Source organism: Mesorhizobium sp. AA23 (assembly GCF_001672435.1).
Taxonomy (GTDB): domain Bacteria; phylum Pseudomonadota; class Alphaproteobacteria; order Rhizobiales; family Rhizobiaceae; genus Mesorhizobium.
This window is the reverse complement of the sequence record NZ_LYTP01000018.1, coordinates 1-20,946: the sequence shown is the minus strand read 5'-3', so window position 1 is coordinate 20,946 and position 20,946 is coordinate 1. Positions and strand designations below refer to the sequence as shown.

22 protein-coding genes and 3 pseudogenes are annotated in these 20,946 nt (G+C 60.0%); 16 read left to right on the top strand and 9 right to left on the bottom strand.

What is annotated here, in order from left to right; all coding sequences use genetic code 11:
- The first annotated feature begins 793 nt into the window (after positions 1-793).
- Together A9K66_RS16305 and A9K66_RS16300 are read left to right on the top strand one after the other, a co-directional pair.
- A complete protein-coding gene (locus A9K66_RS16305) occupies positions 794-2,323 on the top strand; it encodes a winged helix-turn-helix domain-containing protein (protein ID WP_067325300.1) in 1,530 nt (509 codons plus the stop codon).
- The gene (locus tag A9K66_RS16300; protein WP_067325297.1) at positions 2,320-3,537 is read left to right on the top strand and encodes an MFS transporter; all 1,218 of its coding nucleotides are present in this window, start codon (positions 2,320-2,322) and stop codon (positions 3,535-3,537) included. The genes A9K66_RS16305 and A9K66_RS16300 overlap by 4 nt, the downstream gene beginning before the upstream one ends.
- On the opposite strand, the gene A9K66_RS16295 is transcribed toward A9K66_RS16300, so the two are convergent.
- Together A9K66_RS16295 and A9K66_RS16290 are read right to left on the bottom strand one after the other, a co-directional pair.
- Positions 3,480-3,815, bottom strand: a complete 336-nt coding sequence (locus tag A9K66_RS16295) for a hypothetical protein (RefSeq protein WP_245307561.1) — start codon at positions 3,813-3,815, stop codon at positions 3,480-3,482. The genes A9K66_RS16300 and A9K66_RS16295 overlap by 58 nt on opposite strands.
- A gap of 838 nt (positions 3,816-4,653) precedes the next feature.
- Positions 4,654-4,860: a hypothetical protein gene (locus tag A9K66_RS16290; protein WP_156751086.1), complete on the bottom strand. Its 207-nt coding sequence runs from the start codon at positions 4,858-4,860 to the stop codon at positions 4,654-4,656.
- 64 nt (positions 4,861-4,924) lie between these two features.
- Between A9K66_RS16290 and A9K66_RS16285 the strand changes: the two genes are divergently transcribed.
- Positions 4,925-5,104, top strand: a complete 180-nt coding sequence (locus A9K66_RS16285) for a hypothetical protein (protein WP_156751085.1) — start codon at positions 4,925-4,927, stop codon at positions 5,102-5,104.
- A gap of 69 nt (positions 5,105-5,173) precedes the next feature.
- Positions 5,174-5,407 (top strand): hypothetical protein, encoded by a 234-nt coding sequence (locus A9K66_RS16280; protein WP_067325285.1) that lies wholly within the window; start codon positions 5,174-5,176, stop codon positions 5,405-5,407.
- A gap of 31 nt (positions 5,408-5,438) precedes the next feature.
- Here A9K66_RS16280 and A9K66_RS29600 read toward each other — a convergent pair whose 3' ends face one another.
- Positions 5,439-5,600, bottom strand: a complete 162-nt coding sequence (locus A9K66_RS29600; RefSeq protein ID WP_156751084.1) for a hypothetical protein — start codon at positions 5,598-5,600, stop codon at positions 5,439-5,441.
- 284 nt (positions 5,601-5,884) lie between these two features.
- Between A9K66_RS29600 and A9K66_RS16275 the strand changes: the two genes are divergently transcribed.
- From A9K66_RS16275 to A9K66_RS16260, 4 genes and pseudogenes are all read left to right on the top strand, one after another.
- On the top strand, positions 5,885-6,202 hold the full coding sequence (locus tag A9K66_RS16275; RefSeq protein ID WP_066999538.1) for a hypothetical protein: 318 nt from the start codon (positions 5,885-5,887) through the stop codon (positions 6,200-6,202).
- Between the two features lie 226 nt (positions 6,203-6,428).
- The gene (locus A9K66_RS16270) at positions 6,429-6,785 is read left to right on the top strand and encodes a hypothetical protein (protein WP_067325315.1); all 357 of its coding nucleotides are present in this window, start codon (positions 6,429-6,431) and stop codon (positions 6,783-6,785) included.
- 136 nt (positions 6,786-6,921) lie between these two features.
- Positions 6,922-7,155, top strand: a pseudogene (locus A9K66_RS16265) (DUF763 domain-containing protein); the annotation flags it as partial.
- Between the two features lie 269 nt (positions 7,156-7,424).
- Positions 7,425-7,847, top strand: coding sequence for a MucR family transcriptional regulator (locus tag A9K66_RS16260; protein ID WP_067325278.1), 423 nt, complete (start codon positions 7,425-7,427; stop codon positions 7,845-7,847).
- Between the two features lie 519 nt (positions 7,848-8,366).
- Here the strand turns inward: A9K66_RS16260 and A9K66_RS16255 are convergent.
- Entirely contained in the window at positions 8,367-8,582 is a 216-nt protein-coding gene (locus tag A9K66_RS16255; RefSeq protein WP_067325274.1) for a DUF768 domain-containing protein, read from the bottom strand.
- 25 nt (positions 8,583-8,607) lie between these two features.
- Positions 8,608-8,706: pseudogene (locus tag A9K66_RS31200) on the bottom strand (DNA ligase); the annotation flags it as partial.
- Between the two features lie 334 nt (positions 8,707-9,040).
- Here A9K66_RS31200 and A9K66_RS16245 point away from each other — a divergent pair.
- The 4 genes from A9K66_RS16245 (at position 9,041) to A9K66_RS30345 (ending at position 10,724) form a co-directional block, all read left to right on the top strand.
- Entirely contained in the window at positions 9,041-9,490 is a 450-nt protein-coding gene (locus tag A9K66_RS16245; RefSeq protein WP_067325267.1) for a MucR family transcriptional regulator, read from the top strand.
- Between the two features lie 227 nt (positions 9,491-9,717).
- Positions 9,718-9,885, top strand: coding sequence for a hypothetical protein (locus tag A9K66_RS30785; RefSeq protein ID WP_197507483.1), 168 nt, complete (start codon positions 9,718-9,720; stop codon positions 9,883-9,885).
- A gap of 136 nt (positions 9,886-10,021) precedes the next feature.
- On the top strand, positions 10,022-10,312 hold the full coding sequence (locus A9K66_RS30350; RefSeq protein ID WP_156751082.1) for a hypothetical protein: 291 nt from the start codon (positions 10,022-10,024) through the stop codon (positions 10,310-10,312).
- Positions 10,313-10,586: 274 nt separating this feature from the next.
- Positions 10,587-10,724 (top strand): hypothetical protein, encoded by a 138-nt coding sequence (locus tag A9K66_RS30345; protein WP_156751081.1) that lies wholly within the window; start codon positions 10,587-10,589, stop codon positions 10,722-10,724.
- Between the two features lie 1,222 nt (positions 10,725-11,946).
- Here A9K66_RS30345 and A9K66_RS16240 read toward each other — a convergent pair.
- Positions 11,947-12,327: a cytochrome c family protein gene (locus A9K66_RS16240; protein ID WP_067325264.1), complete on the bottom strand. Its 381-nt coding sequence runs from the start codon at positions 12,325-12,327 to the stop codon at positions 11,947-11,949.
- Positions 12,328-13,003: 676 nt separating this feature from the next.
- On the opposite strand from A9K66_RS16240, the pseudogene A9K66_RS16235 reads away from it, so the two are divergent.
- Positions 13,004-13,287: pseudogene (locus A9K66_RS16235) on the top strand (DUF1236 domain-containing protein).
- 324 nt (positions 13,288-13,611) lie between these two features.
- Here A9K66_RS16235 and A9K66_RS16230 read toward each other — a convergent pair.
- Entirely contained in the window at positions 13,612-13,962 is a 351-nt protein-coding gene (locus A9K66_RS16230; RefSeq protein ID WP_067325261.1) for a hypothetical protein, read from the bottom strand.
- A gap of 265 nt (positions 13,963-14,227) precedes the next feature.
- Here A9K66_RS16230 and A9K66_RS16225 point away from each other — a divergent pair, with 265 nt between their 5' ends.
- On the top strand, positions 14,228-14,449 hold the full coding sequence (locus tag A9K66_RS16225; RefSeq protein ID WP_067325257.1) for a hypothetical protein: 222 nt from the start codon (positions 14,228-14,230) through the stop codon (positions 14,447-14,449).
- A 225-nt stretch (positions 14,450-14,674) separates the two neighbouring features.
- On the opposite strand, the gene A9K66_RS16220 is transcribed toward A9K66_RS16225, so the two are convergent.
- A complete protein-coding gene (locus tag A9K66_RS16220) occupies positions 14,675-15,034 on the bottom strand; it encodes a response regulator (protein WP_067325254.1) in 360 nt (119 codons plus the stop codon).
- Entirely contained in the window at positions 15,031-17,280 is a 2,250-nt protein-coding gene (locus A9K66_RS16215) for a PAS domain-containing protein (RefSeq protein WP_197507482.1), read from the bottom strand. Before A9K66_RS16215 ends, A9K66_RS16220 begins: the two co-directional genes overlap by 4 nt.
- Before the next feature lie 168 nt (positions 17,281-17,448).
- On the opposite strand from A9K66_RS16215, the gene A9K66_RS16210 reads away from it, so the two are divergent.
- Entirely contained in the window at positions 17,449-18,465 is a 1,017-nt protein-coding gene (locus A9K66_RS16210) for a sensor histidine kinase (RefSeq protein ID WP_067325247.1), read from the top strand.
- Between the two features lie 638 nt (positions 18,466-19,103).
- Positions 19,104-20,946: cadherin repeat domain-containing protein (locus A9K66_RS16205; RefSeq protein WP_245307558.1), on the top strand; the 1,843-nt coding region annotated here is incomplete at its 3' end.

Here is a 20,946-nt window from a genome sequence, read left to right as displayed (position 1 = left end):
GCGCATTGATCGCGAGTTCGGAACGCGCCGAGATCGCAAAGACCGACCCGTGGGTGGCGTCGGCTCGGCACAAATCGCCATATGGCGCGTACAAGCGATCTCGGGTCATGTCAGGGGTGGTCACTGATCCCAACTCGTCGCGTGGTCGTCCGATTGGGGGGCGCCTGTGGCAAAGCACCTGCTCGATCTCAAGCCCGGTCGGCGATCCGTAGGACATGGGCAAACGGCTGCTTCAGCGGGGCAACGGCTGATCGTCTGTTTTGGGCGCAACCACGGCCTCCAGCCTAATCGCCGGGCAGGTCCGCCTTGAGGAAGCTGCGAAGCCGACCTGTACGGTCGGTTCGAGGCATTGCTGGCCGTCGGGACATGGGTCGGAAGCCAAAAGGACCGGTTTAAGATAGCTCGGCCGAAAGGCCGCCCTTTACCTTGCCTGAGGAAAGTCACCAAGTGGGATCACGACCTTTGTCGTCGGCCGGGACGGCTCGCGGCCTGCAACCATGACTGGCGAAGGGGGCCACATAGGCCATACTAAATGCATCCGCCAGCAAAACGGATATAGCGACAAACGATGCTCCAATCCTGAGCGCCGGTTTGGCTCGCTGCAAGTCGGAGCAACGGATCGGGATTGGAGCGATAGTAGAGATGTCCACCATGGTGCCCTCCTGTGACGGGCAGGATGACTCCCCTTCTCACTCAGGTCTTTGGCTCGGACCTGAAGACTCCTGAAAAGTTATGAAGATCGCGTTCAGCTTGGTCCTGGAGTATCTTACCCGCGAGACGCGGATACTCGCCCATGGACCTGGAGTTTGGGAACTATCGCTTGAAACGAGCCGAAAGGCTGCTGCTGGGGCCGAAGGGGCCGGTAGCGCTTTCGGCTCGCTCCTTCGATATTCTCGCCATGTTGCTCGAGAGGCCAGATGAGGTCGTTCGTAAGGCCGAATTTTTCGACGCAGTCTGGACCGACGTGAGCGTGGAGGAGAACACGTTGCAGGTTCACATGTCAGCGCTTCGCAAGTCTCTGGAAGCCGGCATGATCACGACCGTTCATGGCCGGGGCTACAAATATGCCGGCCCCCGACCGGTCGCTGCTGCTGACGAAACTCCGATGCCGGCCGACCTAACTATCGCCGTCCTTCCGTTTGCCAATCTAACCGGGGATGCTGCGCAGGATATGTTTTGCGAAGGATTGACGCTTAACATTGTGGCCAGCCTAGGCCGCTACCACGAGCTCTTCGTCATCGACCGGTTTTCGACCCTAGCCTATCGGAATCGGCCTGTGACATCAGTTGAGGCGGCGCGGGAACTGTCGGTTCGCTACATCTTGGAAGGAAGCGTTCAGAAGGCAGAGGATCGCATCCGGGTCTTAGTACAGCTCGTCGATGGAGCCCAGAACCGGCAGCTCTGGACCGAAATCTATGACCGGCAAATGACGGACGTATTCGCCGTCCAGGACGAAATCGCGGGGACCATTATCGGCACTCTTGCGTCCGGGTACGGCGGCAGGCTTGGCAAAGCGTGGCGTGAGCGAAGAAAACCTGGCGGACCTGAAACCTTTGTCGCATTGGATCATCTTCAACGCGCCATCGATGCCTGTCGTTTCACCAAGGAAGGAGAAATCCTTGCCAGGGAGCATCTGACCAGGGCAATCGAATGCGACCCGCGACTTGCCAAGGCTTATAGTAAGATGTCCCTCAGCTACACGGTCGACGCATGTTGCGGCTGGGCCGACGACTATGACAAATCGATGGAACTGGCCCGCAGATGGGCGTTGAAAGCGATCGCCTGCGACGATGGCGATTCCTGGTCTTATTGGGCCTTTGCTAGCTTTAATCTGTATACGCTGAACCACGGTTTGGCTCTTGAGGCCTTCCAAAAAGCGCTCGATTGCAATCCCAACGACGCCGATGTGACAATCGACTACGGGCTTTGCCTGAGCTATGCGGGCAGGTCTGTAGAGGGCATCGAGTACGCCCGGAAGGCCATACGCCTCAATCCTTACCACTATGAATGGTACACTTCTCAACTGGGCCAGATCTACTTCGATGCCCGCCAATACGAAAGGGCAATCGCCAGCTTTGCCAACCTGCGTTCGCTGGATAGCGCCATCATGCGTGTCTATCAGGCCGCCAGTTTTGCTGCTGCAGGAAATCAGCAGCAAGCCCGGAAATCTGTGAGACGCGCTGTCGAACTCGACGCCGATGCCACAGTAGAAAAATGGACCGATCCGAAGCTCGCGCCTTATGGTGATGCCGCTCACCTCGAGCATTTCCGCAAGAACCTCCGCAAGGCCGGCCTGCCGGAGCGGGGCACGGCATCGCGTTGAAAAGCACAACTGCAGAGAGGAACGGCGGCCGCGCTGCGGACATATACGCGGCGCGGGCTCTTCGGGACTTTGGCGATGGCTTTGCCGCAGTGCTCTTGCCGGTATACCTGGCTGCAATCGGGCTTGGACCGCTCGAGATCGGCGTTGTCGCCACCGCCGCACTTCTTGGTTCGGCGCTGCTGACGCTCGGCATAGGATTCCTGGCCGTACGGGCGGACCGGCGCACCCTGCTTGTGGCTGCGTCCGGCCTGATGATCGCAACCGGGGTGGCCTACACGCAGTCAAGCACCTATGCAGCTGTTCTGCTCGTGGCTTTCCTGGGCACGATCAATCCTTCGTCCGGGAGCGTCAGCATCTTCGTTCCGCTTGAGCACGCCGTTTTGTCTCGGCTTGTGGCGGATGCGGACCGCACGAAGGCATTCGCACGCTATAGCCTGTTGGGGGCGCTGGCGGCTGCGTTTGGCGCCCTTGCTGCAACCAGCCCCGATTTCTTGGTGATGATCGGCATATCGCGGCTCGCGGGCCTGAAGGCAATGTTTGTCCTCTATGCCGCTCTTGGCGTGGCGGGGGGCCTGGTGTACGCGCGCATTCCCGCTGGCCCCAAAACGTCTCCGCAAGACCGGCCCGCCGCTGCACTTGGGCCGTCGCGTGTGATCGTCTACAAGCTGGCTGCCCTGTTCAGCATCGACGCCTTCGCCGGCGGTTTTGCCGTGCAGTCACTCGTTGCGTTGTGGCTGTTCAGCAAATTTGGTCTTTCCCTGTCAGCAGCCGGCGCGTTCTTTTTCTGGTCGGGTGTTTTGTCGGCGGTTTCATTTCCGGTCGCCGCATGGCTGTCGAGGCGCATCGGGCTTGTGAACACGATGGTGTTCACGCACATCCCGTCAAGCATTTGCCTGATCCTGGCCGCCTTGGTGCCGAATCTCTATGCTTCCCTGGCATTTCTTCTTGTACGCGCAGCACTGTCCCAGATGGACGTGCCGACTCGCTCCTCGTATGTGATGGCAGTCGTTACGGCACCGGAGCGGCCCGCGGCGGCGAGCGTCACCTCCGTACCACGCAGTCTCGCGGCCGCTGCGAGCCCGGCGATCGCCGGCGCGCTATTTGCCGAGGGGTTCGAGGCCTGGCCTCTGGTGATCTGCGGTGCCCTCAAGATCCTCTACGACTTGGCCTTGCTTTGGGCTTTCCGCCACATCAAGCCGCCTGAAGAGAGCTGAAGCTGCACACGACCCTGTGCGACTGCGGTCAACTCATCCCTCAAGCTGCTGCGCTCTGCCAGACGGCGACGCTGGCGAGCACGATCCCCGCAGTGCCTTCGATGCCGTGAGACAGCAGCGAACAGGCGCGGCCGGCTCTCAAAGATGTGCACAAGCCGTTCGCGGAACAGGATCGACAACACTGCGACCGTGGACAGGGTCACTGCAACGCCGGTCATCATCGTAACGGCAAAGAGAAGACCCGCGACCGGAACTCCCCTCGACATCGCGAAGGTCATGACGAAAAGAGTCAACGGGCACGGGATCAGGCCAGCCATGAAGCCGACGGCCTCGCGCTCCTAGCGGAATGATCGGCCGTTGCCAGGAAGTCGATTCATTACCACGGGCGCCCTGCCGGCCGGCTATACGACAGTCACGTCGCGCACGGCGGCAGCGCTGTCAGGTATATTGTTCCGCATAAAGAATAGCCCGGAAGCCGAAGCCACCGGGCCAAAGCCGAACTGGAGAGGTTCAGGTGTGATGCGCACTCCCACCCGGAATCCGGTTCGAACGCACATCACACATCCGCGATTGCTAAAAAGCCCGGCCGCCGAGGCAGCCGGGCCAAAAAGAACCCCAACTTGGAGAGTTCAGGTGTGTGGCGTCATTGTATCCCGCAACCCGGTTGAACGCCACAAACGCGGGGTTGCCTGTTAGCGAACCGCCACCATTATCGCGCTTGGTGGCCGTCAGCACCTAGGAGTTCGGCGCCGTTGTGATTGCCGCAGGGGGTAGCGTGCCGCAGGCGTTAACAACCTGTCGATGTATTTTCCATCGTTCTGGGCAAATTACATGGGACGGTGTTAGCGGGGCATTAGCGAGTTGATAGCGCCAACACGGTGCCGAGCGGCACGCGCCCTCGTGTCTTGGACGCAGCAACAGTTGGCTGACGCCGCGAAGGTTGGCGTTGCAACGCTCCAGAATTCGAGACTGGCGTTTCGACGCCCGGAATGCCACCATAGAGGTGCTAGAACGCGCGCTGCGCGATGCCGGCGTGGTTTTCCTTGAGGAAGGGGAAATGACCGATGGGGGCACTGGCGTGAGGCTGAGGAAGCTTTGACTGTGTTACTCTCCCGGTCAGAGTGGATAATAGGCCTGACGCTCCTCGTCCTCGTCTTTCTCCCGCCGCTTGTACCGCGCGACAAACTCTACCGCTTTGAAGTACTGCTCTGCGCGGTCGGGTGCGGCCTTGCAATCCTTTGGTTCGCAATAAAAGCCCTTTGAAGCGGCGGATTTGCTGAAATCGTCAAGCGCCCCTTCCTGGGGGAAGTATTCCCTGTGCAAGGTGCTTTGCAGCACCGGCTAAGAGGTGATAAGGTCTCACCAGTTGATCCGGGGGGATCTGGGGATGTTGTTCAAAGCAGCATTGGCTTTTGTAGCGTCTTTGGTGTCAACTCTGGCATCAGCAAACGACGAGGGATTGCAGTTCCAAATCGAGATCGAGCTGGCTTACTTGAAAGTCGGCTACGGGATTGAAAGCGTGGAAGTCGCGCCGACGGTGTTCGAACTCAAGTCGTCGTCGGCGTAGAGGACCTCAGTGTCCATTTCAGCGGTGTCATGTGGGATACAGTAGTGGGAAAATCCGGGGGAGGCATTGATGAGCTATCAACCGTGGAAGTGGTCGGTTGAGGTCGAAGAAATTGCAAATAGAAGTTATGTGCGCATTATCGAAGACGGTGTGATTAGCATCAGGGGCTTCGAATCTGAGGCAAATGCAAAAAGCTTCGCCCACAGCGAGCGCGCGAGGCTCGGGCTTGAAATCGAGCAGGTAAGCGACGTTGAGGACAGTCGGCAGACGAAACGCACGCCCTACAAACCTACTTTGCGGTGAAGGTCTTTCGGGCCGGTGTCTGGCGAATAGGTCAGCGTGACACGCCTGCCGCCGCACTAACCTTGCCGTCCTCGCTGGTGTGCTGGACGGCCGTCTGCATGGTCGGCGACCCCTCGACCGCGATCCAGCCCGGCAGATCGCCGCCATCGCCATGCTCGACGGGGCCGAATTTCAGGATAGTGGGCTTGGGCATGGCGGGCTCCTGCTGTTGGGATTGGCTGGACGTGGCAATAGACGACGACGCCGAGCGCGCACGCGCTGCACGGCGACAGCAGGTGGCGATATGGCGACTCCGAAGATCGACGACAGCGGGGCGAAGAAAAGCGTGACCTTCCCCGCAAGGGCGAAGATCGTCAGCTTCGGCGCCGCTTCGCTCCTTGCTGGGCCCAGGATCGCCGCCCAACTTTCTCGGAACACCACCGGTCCCGAAACCGTTTGTGCCTCGAAGGGGCAACCATCGACCTCAAGGAGGCAGCGATGAAAAAGCTTCTGCTTGCTTCGATGATCGCCATCGCCTCGGCGTTTGCGATCGCGCCGGCGAGTGCCGGTAGCGTTCAGTTCGGCATCGGCGTCGGCCCCAGCTACGGCGATTACTATGGTGACTACTATGGCGGGTATTACCCTCACCGCTATTACCGACACGTCTACGATGACGACTACTACACTCCCTATCGCGAGCGTTATGTGGTGCGCTATCATAACCGGTATTATCGCGATCATTGCCGGATCAAGATCGTGAAGCACTGGCGCCACGGCCACCGCGTGATCGAAAAGATCCGCATCTGCAGGCGCTGACCGACCAGCGCCCCTGACCGGCTCATCTCCCCTCGGCGAGGGGAGATGTTGCCGTAGTGCGTCCGCCTCAGCATCCAAGGCGCGCGCGTCGCGAGCGGGCTCCATACAGGGCCCCCGTGTCGCCGCTTCGCGGCAATCTCCTCTTGCCACCGGGAATATTAGCGACCGGGAACATGGCTTCCTACGGCGCGTTTACCCGATGATCAGCCTTCAGGAGGAGGTTGCCATGAAAAAACTGCTACTCGCTTCAGTGATCGCCGTTGCCACCGCGGCAGCCACGGTCGCGCCTGCGGATGCGCAGGGGTTCTTCGGTCTCGGTTTCGGTCCATTCGGCGGCTTCAGCCCGTTCTACGGTGGCCCATTCAACGGTGGTCCTTTCTACGGCGGCGGTCCGTTTTACGACTATGGCGGCCGCTACTACGGCCCGCGCTATTACGGCGATTACTATCCCGGCTACGTGGCCCGCTATCCGCATCGCTACCACTACCGGCACCGCCATTACCGCCATTGCCACGTAAAGTGGGTGCGGCACTGGCATCATCATCGCCGGGTGCTGGAACGCGTGCGGGCTTGCCGTTACTGACACGGCCAAACATTGGCTGCGGCTGCGCCGCCTTGCAAATTCCCGCTAAATGCCCGGCATTCATAAGGGAAGCAAAAGTGACGAGCGAAGCGGCAGCGCCGACCTGCCGCTGCATGGCGGGCGGGTTCTGAAATAGCTGGGCGATCGCATGACGAAGCTCGGCGCGGTGCTGTGCGAAGCCATCATCCATCATTATGGCCGCGACGAGCTTCTGCGGCGCCTCGCGCATCCCTTTTGGTTCCAGTCCTTCGGCGCTGTGATGGGCATGGACTGGCACTCCTCCGGCATCACCACTTCCGTCATCGGCGCGCTGAAGCGCGGGCTCAGCCCGACGGCCGGTGAGCTTGGCATCCATGCCTGTGGCGGGCGCGCGATGGCGCACTTCATCTTCGGCCGCAGATCCACTCCATGGCGGGAGCGTCAGGGCCGAAGCGATCGCGGAGCGCCGGCAGATCGAGGCTCTGATGACGATGGCAGTCTAGGCAGCCGCCCGTGACGGACATGCCCGCGTCGATAAGCTCTTGAAGAGTCCAGCCGTCATGCTGGCGATCCAAGGGCGGCTCGGCCTTTTGGCGGGATTTCATTTTATTAGCAGATGCGCTCAAATAGAGATGGTTTGTCAGACAAAAGAGATTTCGCATGTCCCTAGTGGACCTCACCGCCGACATCGTCTCCGCTTATGTTAGCAATAATCTCGTCTCGGTAACCGACTTGGCGGATTTGATCGCTTCGGTCTATTACTCGCTCACTGGCATCGGCCCCTCAAGCGCAGCCCTGCTGCCCAAGCAGGAGCCTGCCGTCGACCCGAACGACTCGGTCTTCCCCGATCACATCATCTGCCTGGAGGACGGCAAGAAGTTCAAGTCGCTCAAGCGGCACCTGAGGACCGATCACGGTCTGACACCAAAGCAGTATCGCGCGAAATGGAACCTGCCGGCAGACCATCCAATGGTGGCGCCGAATTATGCGGAGCAGCGATCGGCGTTGGCGAAGGCATTGGGCTTTCAGCGGAAGGCTGCAGCTAAGCCCGTGAAGAAGGCAACCAAGCGGAGCGTGAGGTGAAGGCCTCTGCGCGGCGGGTGCAAGAGCCCGCTCGTGAGAGAAGGAGTGCGAGCGGGCTCCATGCTTTGCCTTTCAGGCGGCCCGAATAGAATGCCGGAACTACCCGTGCCGCCGAGGCCATATTCGCATCCCGCTGGGACGTTCCCTATTCAGACAGAAGGCGTAGAAAATGACGCGTTGGTCCCTACGCTGAAACCTTCGCCGCGGTCCATCATTTGATAGAGCCGGCGAGCGGTGATGGAGCCCCTATCGTCGGCGGCAGAGGAGTGATAGATGCCCGCCATTCCGTTGCCTGGAGTGGCCGGAATCATCCTTTATCGGGACGCCGTGCCGTTCGCGATCGAGACGACGATGTTTGCTGTAACGGCGGACAGGCGGTCACGCTTGAGTAGGCTTTTCATAGGTGCGCTTCATTGGCGAATCCCCCTTTGCTGAACTTGGCCCCTCATCTGGCGAGCGCAGCAGCGCGCCGTTATTTAAAAATGATGTAGGCCCTTGGAGTGACATCCATTCGCCCTCTTAGGGGGCCAAGCCGCCCCTAGGGCGCTCCATCGCTTCACTCAGAAGGCGAAACACGCTGTTGATCTCCTCGTATATTTCTTCGGGCGCGATGCCCGCACTCCTGGCAGAATCCACGAGTTCAAGGACAAGATCGGCAATGGCCGCTTGGTCGCTCACTTTTGGCAGATGTTCTGCAATCCATCTGTCCAGAAATTCCAAAGCGCGCGCGCTCATGGTCGAGGAAAAGCCGATCGCGATCTTAGGTTCCTTCCTTGAAATCCTGCAGCGTCGCATGGCGTAGGGTGTGTTCACCGCGAAGGAATTTCACGCGCCCGGTGATGCCTGGCTTCAGCCATTCCACATCATCGGCGAAGGCGCTCGGCCGCGCGCAGTCAATGCCGCCAATACCGTCCGCCCTCCCCAGGCAGATACCCGATGAGGTCGCCGGCGAGATAATGCTGGCACTGCTTGAAGGCGCGATCCTGGTCCATAACATCCGCAACAACGTCCAAAATACCTTCGCCGCTACAATCGCGAATATGACCTGTTCAATTCCTGTCAGTGGATGCGCCGATTGCTGGCACGGAGCTTCGTCGGATCAGTCTACCAGCGCTCCGTTGCACAAACGCTTCCATTGCGCCCCTGAGTTTCCTCCAATAGAGAGGCTTTGTCAGACAAAAGGGATCTCACGCATGATCGACCAAACCAACACCGATGCCACCGAACTCGTGGAGCTTACCGCCGACATAGTCTCGGCGTTCGTAAGCAACAATTCAGTCCCGGTTGCAGGCTTGGCGGACCTCATCTCGTCGGTTCACTCGTCATTATCAGGCCTTGGCCAGAGGTCGGCTGTGCCTGCCGAAGCACAAGTCCCCGCTGTGAATCCCAAGAAGTCTGTGTTCCCGGACTACATCGTATGCCTGGAGGATGGGAAGAAGTTCAAATCGCTGAAGCGCCATCTTGCGCTTCACGGACTGACGCCCGACGAATACCGGGCCAGATGGGGATTGAAGCCCGATTATCCCATGGTGGCGCCGAACTACGCGGCTCAACGCTCTGAATTGGCTAAGGCCAGCGGGTTGGGGCGGAAGCCTGCCGCCAAGCCGGCAAAGGGCAATGGCAAAAAACGTTCGACACGGTGACTGCGGAGCCTTGCCGTGCAACTCATTCATGACAGCCCGATAGCGTGGCGTGGAGTGCGAGGACTGCGGCATAACCTCATCCGCCAAGTCCTCCCGGCGGCGGGTTATCTTGGACCCAGAAACGGACATGACCGCTGCCATTTACAACCAGGGATTCTGTCAATCTGTCATGTCTATTAGTAAACATTAGCTCAAGGTTGACGAAGACAGTCGCCGCGCCAGACTCAATGTCATGGCGGAAGATCGAGTTGCGAGGCGATGTCACCCGCGTCAACGAAGGCAGGGTGACCATCAACTTGGGTGTGCCCGTCACGGTGAATGCCGATACCGTTAGGCTGGTCACACCCTACAAGCCGCCGACAAGGAAGACGCCACTGGTCGACAAGCCGACGTGAGGAAGGTGCTCCGCCCAACCCCTCGCTTTTCGGGAATAAAGCCACGAAGCGCGGCGTTGAAGTACCTGAAGGGACCGCTTCCCGGCCGAGCATCGGACGGGACGTCGAACTCCATACAATCATTGGAGAACCCATCATGCGAACATTTATCCTCATCGCAGCGTTTTCGCTGCTCGCTGGCCCCGCGTCAGCAGCCGATCACCTCTTCACCGCCACATCGGCGGGCGGCTTGACGACCTCGAGCCAACCTTTCCAGAATGGCATAAACAACAAAGCGCCAACAGGCGAGGATGTGCCTGGCCAGGGTAGCCCGCTGTCCGGGGATGATCATACCGTACCGGCCACCGACACGCAGACCGGCGCATCAGTGAGGTCCATGCCTTCGGCCACCCAGGACAAGACTGCACCGTCAGCCAACGCCCACTGACAATCGCGTCGGTCGCGACAGGCCAGTTGGCGGCGCGCGGAGCGCCCGCCCGAGTGGCCGTTTGGCTATCAGCGGGCCGTTCCGTTCAGGACGGAAATGCTGCCATAGACCTTGCACCAAAAAATGCTGCCGGTTTGATCCCCGGCAGCTCGTCGGACTTGAGGCCGTTGTTGGGGGGCCTCGCTCGGCAGTTCTCCACTATATTAGTGACTGCTTGTAAATATAGGAAAGCGGGAGGATATTCCCTAGCGCGAGGAGCCTTGAGGGAGGTTCTATGCGATGGCCTTTGGTCGTGATTGCGCTGATTGTCGGCTTGGTCCTTTGGGACCACTATGCCAATGACAGCACCTATATTGCCGACGTCGAGAGAGGACTCAGACAGATCGCTGCGGAAATGCCTGGCGGCGCCTGAAGCGGTTGCCCCTGGTTGCCCCAATCCCGGATCTTCTTCGGAGAGGTATCTGGCGCGTAGGTCAGGGTAACGCACTTGCGCCGCACACCGCGCATTTCATCTTCGGCCGGAGATATCCCATTCCATCGCCGGAGCGCCAGTGTTCTCGATACGACCGAGGTCGCTTGGACGGGCATCGTCTTATCCGGATGCCCCGCCGTTCGCGAGCGAGACGACGATGTTGGCTGTAACGGCGTCTCGCTTGACCAGTGTCGGCTTTTCATGTGTGCGCTTCATCGCGAATCCCCTTGTTGAAGTTGGCCGTGATGTAGCGGCGGCAGCATCGCCGTCATTTAAAAAGATTTTGGTCCCGCGGGCATCTGTCTGTTTACCGACAGGCTTTCGCAGTGCTGATGATAGCGACGGCCCGTCGCCAGCTATGGGGGGAACAGGCGACGGGCTGAGCGGCAATCGCCAGTGACAGCTGGATATGTCCGCCTGCAGAAACTGACACCGAGAGCGTCCGTTCCGTTGAAACCTCGCACATATACAAAGGAGGGAGACGGCGAATAGGTTAGCCTTAACTGCGCTGTCTCAGAATAGGACAGCGCGGTCTATAATCAGCGGTCTTTCCCATCGGCCGCGCAGGCGGCTCCGGCAACACCCAGCAGCCCACCCTGCCAGCTGTCGGAGCCGCCACCCATTAGATACCAGCAATGGTTGAATCAACTCTTACCGCGCATCCTTACCGGTGCATTTCGCCGATCGTTACAATTTTGGGATGGGAGCGACGAACGTCGAGGGGCATGTTTCGCCGATAAGACCAATGCGACGGAAATTGGACTTCAGTCGCAGGATCTCAAATTCGGTCGGAGCCCGCTCGCACGAGCGGGCTCCGTCGTTGCCTTTCAGACGGCCGGCAGAACGGAGACAGACCGTGCCGCCGACTCTACAACCGCTTGCGAGTCGCGATGTTCCCTGTTCCGGCTTAGATGCGCTCAAGTCATCTGTGACAAATCCAATCGAGCAAATTTGTGATCGCGGTCTGAGAGCCGGTATACGCCCGGATTATTTTCGGGCCAGCTCTCGCCGCGCGGCTTGGGCCCTCTTGTTACAGCGAACTTTGTTTAGGAACCTTCAGGATTTCGGCGTCCAACGCCGTCAAATGTGATTTCGCCAGTTTTCCCTCACAGGCGGGGGCGCAAACCATTCCGCGCGGCGGCAAGCGTGAAAGCGACTGCCCTTACTTGGAAAACTGTTTCAGGTAAGCGATGACGTTGGCCACGTCCTGATCGTTCTTGAGGCCGGGAAACGCCATCTTCGTCCCTTTGACCATCCCCCTGGGGTCCTGAAGATACTTCGTCAGCGTGGGCTCATCCCATTTGATGCCGGATTTGCCGGCCTCGGTCATGGCCATGGAATAAGTGAAACCGGGATGCGTGCCCGCGGTGCGCCCGATGACGCCGTTCAGAGAGGGGCCAACCTTGTTCTGGTCCTGGTCTGCAATGTGGCAGACCTTGCACTTGGTGAAGACCTTCTCGCCCGCGGCGGCATCCTGCGCCCGCGAAGCGCTTGCAAGGAAGATCGTGGCCGACGAGGCGATGAAAAGTGCGATTGCACGCATGGCATTCCTCCCTGATCGATCGTCATTTGCGCCGGACGATCCGCACCACGCCAGCTGCGCTGGGGCGGCCTGCACGGTAGAGCGGAATATCCGTGGTCCCACCAATGGAATTGCGGCATCTACATACCACAGCATCAAGCCGACGAGTAGAAGCGCCAGTCTTTACGAGGCTGATGAGGTTCCAACAAACCCTAGCGGCCGAGCGGCAGCTAATGTTGTTGTTATATCGAGCCTTGTCCAAGCCCTCTCTCCCCAAGAGAAAGATGCGGCCGGACAATCAGTTAAGCAAGAGCCCGGGATTGCTTCCTGGGATCTGGCGCAAGGCTCACGGCTCAGTGCAGCGCCAAGCCGTCATCAAAACAACGAGTTCGACGGCAAGAGGGCCGGCTAGAAGCCAAAAGAGCTCGAGGCCGACGGGCTGTTCAGGATGCCTCATTGGTGTCCCCACTGGCTGGAAGTTGAATTCGGAACGCGAGCTTCGGTCCAATGTTCCGGGACAACAGCCGGTCGCAAACTGGGGCTTTGGTCTTTCGTGTGCGCATTGGGCCCAATCCAGGGCAGTGAAACATCACAGCCGGAACCCCATTGCTTTGGCGGACCGCCGAGGACGGCCCTATCGGCGGTTCTGCTGGTCTCGCGCCGCATTAGCCAGGGGCGCATATCATGGGAAATCGAAATGAAGACGGTGATCACCAATTCTGTCGCCGGCCTGTTGCTCTTGTCAGGCATCAGCGTCGCCATCGCGGACACGGTGGTTCTGGCGCCGGAACAGGAAACGACCATTCGCGAGTACGTGAAGAAAGAACCCCTCGCCTCGATCAAGTTGCCGGGCGTGGAGCTGAAGGTTGGGAGCTCGAGCTCCATAAGGTCCCGAACATGAAATACGAATACACGGTGATCGAAAATCGGACGGTGGTCGTCGACCCCGAAACCCATACGATCGTCAAAGTGCTCGACTGACGGTCGTCACCTGGCGGGAGCGCCGTTCCGGCGCCCCCCGCCGTTTGGAAGGCTGCAGGCATGGCAGCGGCACTTGCCGGGTTCGGGACTCAAACCGAGGGTCAGCAGCGAGCAACTACCGGCGCACTGATCGGAGAGGGCAGGCGGCGCGCTAGTCGGGAAGGCAATCGCGCGGCAGCACCAGCAGCTCTGCCGCTATCGGGCCAACGCAGCACTACACCGCGCCCTGCGACGACCGGCTTACCGGGCGTATTGAACGATTGAGTCCCTGCGCAGGGGAGACAGCGTTCTGCGCCGGCTCCCCCGTCGTTTTCTCCCTACGCCTCATGCGTTCAGCCGGTCGACCAGGTGCCGGTCGTCGTCATCTGCAGGGCCACTAGGCGACGAGGGGCCAGCTGCGTCAAGCCGGCGCAGCGCGTCCATGATATCGTCGAAGGAGACCGGCAGTTCGGCACCGGGCGGCTGCCGCAGCGCCGGCATGGATTCGACGGCGCAAGCGTCGGATGCCCACGACGAAAGGATCGCCCGCTTTTCCCATATGTCCAGTGAGCCGTCATCCAGCAGATCCTGCGGGTCCTGAAAATGGCGGGCCGGCGACAGCAGCCGGTCGAGCGAAAGGTCTGATGTTTCGGGAGCAAGGGAAGGAATGATCGGCGAAAGCGTCTGTCGGTCCATTTCTGTCCTCCGTGTCCAAAAACTCCTTTTTCGGATTCCAATTTCTCATCTTTCCGGGGGCGCCGGCAGCCGTTAATTTTGTTAAGCTCAATCGCGAATTCAAGCCCTCGCGATCGAATTTAGCGCATGTTTTCAGCGCACTAAACTAGCACCGGCCAAATTTTTGCGGCGCCTCTTGAAAGTGGAAGAACCCAATTAGCTAGACATGCGCAAGATCGCGGGCCCGCTCCGGGACAGGGTCTCTTAGGACAGTTTGGAGGCCATCATGGATCTGATGACCAGCACCGGCCCGGTCCCGGCGCCGACACATGAGCCGAGCGAGTTCCTCGCATATGAGGCGGAGTGCCGAACAGCGCTGCAGCCGCTGCTTGCGGGACTCCTCGACGCGGCCGAAACCGCCGGCTGGAGACGCCGCACCGCCGCTTCAACATTGATGTTCCTGGCCGCGCAGCAGGTATCGGCAACCGCTACGCCGGCCAAGGGCTGAACCGAAAGCTCGCCTGGCACGCGAGATCATTTGAGATCCCTCGCTGCCGAGCCGCATACGATGCAGGCGCTTAACGAGGGTGGCTGCTTGCCGGATGCCAGACCCAAACGGGAGCCAGCAGCGCCAGCGGCGCCGGCGACGCCCGCATCTACACAGCGCAGCGATCGGTATTAGCGCGGCGATTATTGATATCGCCTGATCGGCTGATCTCCTTACCTGGGGACATCAGCCGGCAAGTGCGCTCATGACCGCCACCAGCTCCTCAGGACTGTAAGGTTTAGCCAGGACAGGTCCAGCAAAGGAGAAGGGCAAGTTCTTTCCGTAGCCGGTTGTCAACGCAACAGGAACTCCCTTCGCCTGCAACACGCCCACTACGGGGTCACTGAGTTCATTATTCAGGTTTACGTCGAGGAAAGCCAAGTCGACGTGATTTGCCTCGACAAGCGTGAGCGCCTCCTGCACCCGATAGGCAGGTCCAACGACGGTAGCCCCGCAGCCCTCGAGGATCTCGCTGGCCTCGAGCGCAATAAGGAACTCATCTTCCACGATGAGCACCGCGCGCCCCCGGAGAGTTGTCGCGTTCACGCCATCACCCTTTGCAACGGGATCGAGATCGTGCAAACAAGACCGCTGGGCCGAAAGTCTCTGTCAACGGTCGCTTGCAGTTCTGCCCGCAGCGCCTGCTCGATCAACAATGAGCCAAAACCGCGCCTTGCCGGGAGCTCGCACGGCGGGCCGTTCTCCTCCGCCCAGTTGACGATCACATGATCCGACAAATCCCGCCAGGCCAGCTTTACGAAGCCCGTCGCATCCGAAAGTGCCCCGTATTTGCAGGCGTTCGTGTATAGCTCGTGAAGAACCATCGCTATCGTCAGAGCCTGGCGGGGGCTCAACTGGATCTCCGGGCCCGTCATTTGGATCCTAGTCCGGTCTGTTGGCCGGGATAAAACGGCCTCCCGCGCCACTTCGCCCAGGAAGGCCCTCTCCCAGCTCCGCTCGGCCAACAGGTTGTGGACATGGGCAAGCGCTTTCAAACGGCCTTCGAAGGTCGACAGAGTGGCCGGATCGCTCGTTTTGAAGGTCTGTTTCGCCAGAGACTGGACGACGCCCAAGGTGTTTTTGACCCGATGATTAAGCTCATTGATCAGAAGGTGTTGGTGCTCCTCAAGCTGCTTGCGTTCGGTGATATCAGCGGTAACGCCGACCAGTCTGACTGGCTGTCCTGAGGCATCGAATTCGAACCTGCCACAGACCTCTAACCAGCGCAGTTCCCGGTCCGCCTTGCGCATGATCCGGCAGACCAGTCGAAACGACTGATCCTGCTGACCTGCTTTCCGCAGTGATTCTTCCAACAGCGGGACGTCATCCGGGTGAAGGAAAAACCGGGTAAACTCCGCCTTGCCGGGGCTGGGCTCATCTGGATCAAAACCGAAGATGTCGTACATGCGACGATTTTCCCAGATAGTCCTGTCGGTCGTCATGTCCCATTCGAACACGCCCAGGCCGGCGCCTTCCACCGCGATGAGCTGCCGCTTCACGCTCTGCTTCAGGCGATCCTCTGCCCGTCTGAGGTCATCGATGTCCGTTGCCGTGCCAAACCATTTCTGAACCTCACCGCGATCGCTGATCGCCGTCGCCCGGCTCAGGTGCCATCGCGCATCACCGTTGCGCATCACCAGCCGGTGGGCAATTTGGTAGGGCTGCCCGGTTTGCAAGGCTAGGTTCCAGGCGTTTGTGGTACTCTCAAGATCCTCCGGATGGATCAGGGAAGTCCAGTCAAAGTCGCCTTGGGTCCCCGTGCGACCCTCGACGTATTCGGAAACCCTGGTGTTGCAATAGTCCACCCGACCCTGACCGTCGGCCGTCCAGACTAACTGCGGCATGGCATCCGACATATCCCTGAACCGACGTTCGCTTTCCCGTAGCGCCTTTTCCGCCCGCTCCTTTTCAGTGACGTCAATATTTACGCCGATCATGCCCATGAATTTGCCATCCGGCGCATAGTTGGGGCGGGCTTCCGTCTGCAGCACGCGGTAGCCGCCCTCCGCACTGCGATACCGCGCCATCAGCCCTACTCGTGATCTGGTCGCCAAGGCAGTTGCCATTGCCGAGGCCACGAGGGGCGCATCTTCGGGATGGATGGTGTCTTGCCATTGGAAGGTCGCGACCGCGGATTCGTCGATTCCCCAGAAATCCCGCAACAGACGATTGAGATGACTGCAATGTCCGTTGGAATCCGATGTCCAGATCATCACGGGAGCGTCCTCGGACATCAATCGGAAGCGCTCCTCCGACAGACGCAACTCCCGTTCGACAAAGAGCCGCGCCTCTTCGGCACGCCACCGTTCAACGGCAAACCCGACCTGCCGTGCGATCGTCACCGCGATCTCGTTTTCCCTTTCGCTCCAGGAATGCGGTGAGCCGAAATAGCTCATGAACTTGCCTACGACCTGCGCGTGCGCCTCGATCGGGACGAACGCCAAAGCCCGAATGCCCTCTTGCGCGATCACCTCCTTCAGCCAAGTGGGTTCGTCGGTTTGCAGAATATCCGCAACGTAGATGGGGGCGACGTCGCGCTGGCCGGCTTTCCACGGGCTGTGTCCATCGACGGCCAGCCGATACCCTTCCGACAAACCGCGCCACGCAACAAAGCGCATGACGTAAGCCTCGTCGAACTGGAGAATAGAGGCCGATTTGCAACCCAGCGCATCGCAAATCGCCTCTAGAGCTGCGTCGAATACCTCATCCTTGGAGGTTGCCCGATACAATCGATCGGTCAGCCTGAGCAGGATCCCTGCGTCGCTCGTTTCCGACCCCGATTCTGCAGTCAAGCGATCTGTCCCCGATGCGCGCATCCCCACCGCCGAGCACCAAAATAAGACTTTGCTCACGTAAGCTAAGCTCGCTCTGGAAATTGGCAAGGGTAGCCGGAACCGGATTTTCGCTGATGCCCCGCAAGAGGCGATTTTCGGATTGGCGGCAAGGTTCTTGACCGCGCCATGACCGTCGGCAAACATAAGCGCATGGGGAGCCGCGACGCGGTGATCGCAATGCAGCTCAATGCTGAGCTTCAGAAATTTGCCTTGGCATATCTGCCTCGCGCCAGAGTACCGCTCGCGCGTTCGACAGCTATGGGCCTTGCAGCCTTCGCTGTCGCGCTCCTACTCCGACTCGGCCTTGCGCCATGGATACGGGGGCTGGCTTTCCTGACGTTTTATCCCGCCATCCTGATAGCCAGCCTGTTCGGCGGCTCCTGGGCTGGGATCCTCGTCCTGGGTCTTGGCGTGACCGTCGGAAGCTCCCTTTGGCTGGAACCGATCACATCGCCCGAATGGGGCGTGGGAACGCTTGTCGCCGTACTGGCGTTTCTCACGTTCGGTTGCCTCATGATCGCAGCTGTCAGCCTAACCCACGCGTTACTTTTTGCGCTGCGGGACGCCGAAGAACGCGCCTCGCTGGTCGCGGACGAGATGCGCCACCGGATCACCAACCTTTTCCAGTTGGTGCAATCGATCGCACGTTTATCGGCAAAGAGCTCAGACACCACAGATGAGTTCATGCACAATTTTACGGAGCGTCTGAAGGCGCTCTCGGAAGTTCAGTCAGGAACGGCAGTAAACCCGAGGGGCATCTCGTTACATGGGCTTCTCGAAGCAATGGCGGCGACATATGGTAGTGACCGCCTATCCTATGGGGGCCCTGATGCCAGCCCTCATCCAGACACGACGCTCATGCTGGGACTTGTTCTGCACGAATTAGCGACCAACGCCACGAAGTACGGTGCCTGGTCGGCGAGCGAGGGCCGTGTACACGTCAGCTGGGACATTCAGGACGACGTAGTTCGCATGCGATGGCAGGAAAGTGGCGGCCCAATCGTGCTTGGAAAAGCTCGAAACGGGGCAGGCACCCGTTTGCTCGACAGCGCCTTCCGAGGAGCAGGCGGGAGCGTAAGCTGGCTCCCTCAGCCGGAAGGCCTCATCGTTGAAATTGCCTTCAGGCTGACTGGCAGGGACTAAACAGGGGAGCGACAATTTCGGAAGACGCCGCAAGAATCAACGCGTCGCCGTCAGCTCTGCCTTTATACCCCGCCAGGCATGCAGCAGTTTCGGGCTTCGCCGGCCGGACAGAGCAGCCCAGCTGCCACCCGAGGCAAGTCTCTATTATGAGCCAGCCGTTCGGCCGGCGATAGGCGAATAACTTTCAGCTGATTAGTATCCCGCGGTGCGTATCCCTGCTTCACACCGGTGCCGAACGCAGCGCCTGATACCAACCGGCTCGAACTGACCACCCGCGAAGGCGCTCAAGTTCCTTGCGCGCTCGAAAGCCTGCAGCACCACCGCCCAATTCTAAGCCCTTCGTCTGACCGAATAGCCGTTGTGATGACGCAGAATTCTCTGAAATAATGGCACGCGCTATCTGAAGGCGTGCCAATGTTTATAGAACTATGAATTGAGCCCCGAATTCCGTCGCGGGCAGCTTCGAATGGATCGGGGTCAATTGGCCGGCAGGAAGAATGGCTCGAACACGGCTTTGCCAGCTTGTCACGACAGCTCGAGTCACGTGAATGGCGCGCGGTCGAATACGACGGTTCCAGGCTGCTGCGATTCAGGCTGACGCCAGGTGTTTTTGCGACGTGCGGTGAAGGAGACATTATATGTCCGAACGACTTTGGACATCTGGCACTGGCGAAAGCCTTGGGGCCGACATGACTTGGTTCGGATCCTGGCCCTCCCTCAAAGGCCTCCAGACGATCGATGACGGACCCGCCCCAACGGCTGGCACTGGCGCTCCGGGTGCCGATAATGACAGCACGCCAAGGGCCTCGGCGACAGAGGAAGCTCCCGGCTCCGGCAGCCTTGCTGCCGGAATTGACAAAAGTGTTCATAGCGATGGCGCGGATCAAGCCGCGACCAGGATCGACACCCTCATTGCCGCCTGCACCTCGACAGGCGAGATCACTGCCGGCCTGAACGGCCTGTCCGAAGCTGCAGCCAGAATTGGCATTCATCTCGACGGCACTTTTCCTGACACCGTAACAGGCTATGGCTCGGGGCACCGCGCGGGCCCTCCGGACACCACTTACGCGGCCACCAGCGCCGATGCGGCATCCAACACCGGCACGACCGCAACGGCGAGCGCATTCACCGCCACCAGTGCCCTGGGGGCCGACCCGATGTTCGAAACGAGGGTCGCGGCCGCAGGGGACGACGTCGAGGAGAAAGGCTCCGGCTCGATTTCGACCAACATCAACGATCTGGAGTTGGGTTTTGACAGCAGCACCCGCCAGACGGTCGGTCTCCGCTTCACGGGCATCGACGTCCCGAAAGGCGCTATCATCACCAGCGCCTATATCCAGTTCCAGGCCAACGAGGTGAAGACAGGCGCGACCTCGCTGCTGATCAAGGGCCAGGACACCGACGACGCAAGCGCCTTCACCAGCACCAGCTTCAATGTATCGTCACGGGCAACGACCGACGCGTCGACGGCTTGGACGCCGGACCCGTGGACCACGGTGGGCGAGCAGGCCCTGGCCGAGCGCACGCCAGACCTTACGGCTATCGTCCAGGAGATCGTCAGCCGCTCGGGCTGGGCGGCGCTCAACGACATGGCTTTCCTGATCACCGGCACCGGCACGCGCACCGCCGATTCCTACGAATACAATCCGACCAGCGCGCCGCTGCTGCACATCGAATATGTCTTGCCGGGATCCGGAAGTCCGGTGGCCTTCAACACACCGGCCGATGCCGATCCCGCTGCCAACCAGATAGCCGAGCTCGCCGCGGCGGGAGCATCCACCGGGATCACCGCTTCGGCCACGGATCCCGACGCCGGCGCGACCGTCAGCTACAGCATCAATGATGCGCGCTTCGCTATCTCCAATGCCGGCGTCATCACGCGCTCGGCCCTTGGCACACTCGACTTCGAGACCCATTCGTCCATCAATCTGACGGTGACGGCGACCTCCTCCGACGGCAGCACGGCCAACAAGAGCTTCACCCTCGATGTCCTCGACAGCCCGGAACCTGTAAAGTTCAACGCGCCGCCCGATGCCAACACCGCGGCCAACCAGATCCTCCAGAATGCCGCCGCCGGTACTGCCGTGGGCATCACCGCCTCGGCCAAGGATCCCGATGCCGGCTCGACGGTCACCTACACGATCGACGATTCGCGCTTTGCCATCAATTCCAGCACCGGCGTCATCACGCGATCGAGCAGCGGCACGCTCAACGCTCAGTCCGAACCGACGATCGATCTCCACGTCACAGCCACCTCGTCGGACGGCAGCGTGGCAACGCGCACCTTCACGGTCGACGTCACCGCCACCCAGTTGCCGACATCCGTGACCTTGGCGCACACCATTCTGACTTCGCAGTGGTCACCGCCGAGCCCCGACCCGACCGATATCGTCTATATCTCCCACCTCGGCAAGCTGCTGGTGACCGATAGTGAGGTGGAGGAGATGTCGATTTTCACCGGCAAGAATCTCTTCCAGATGA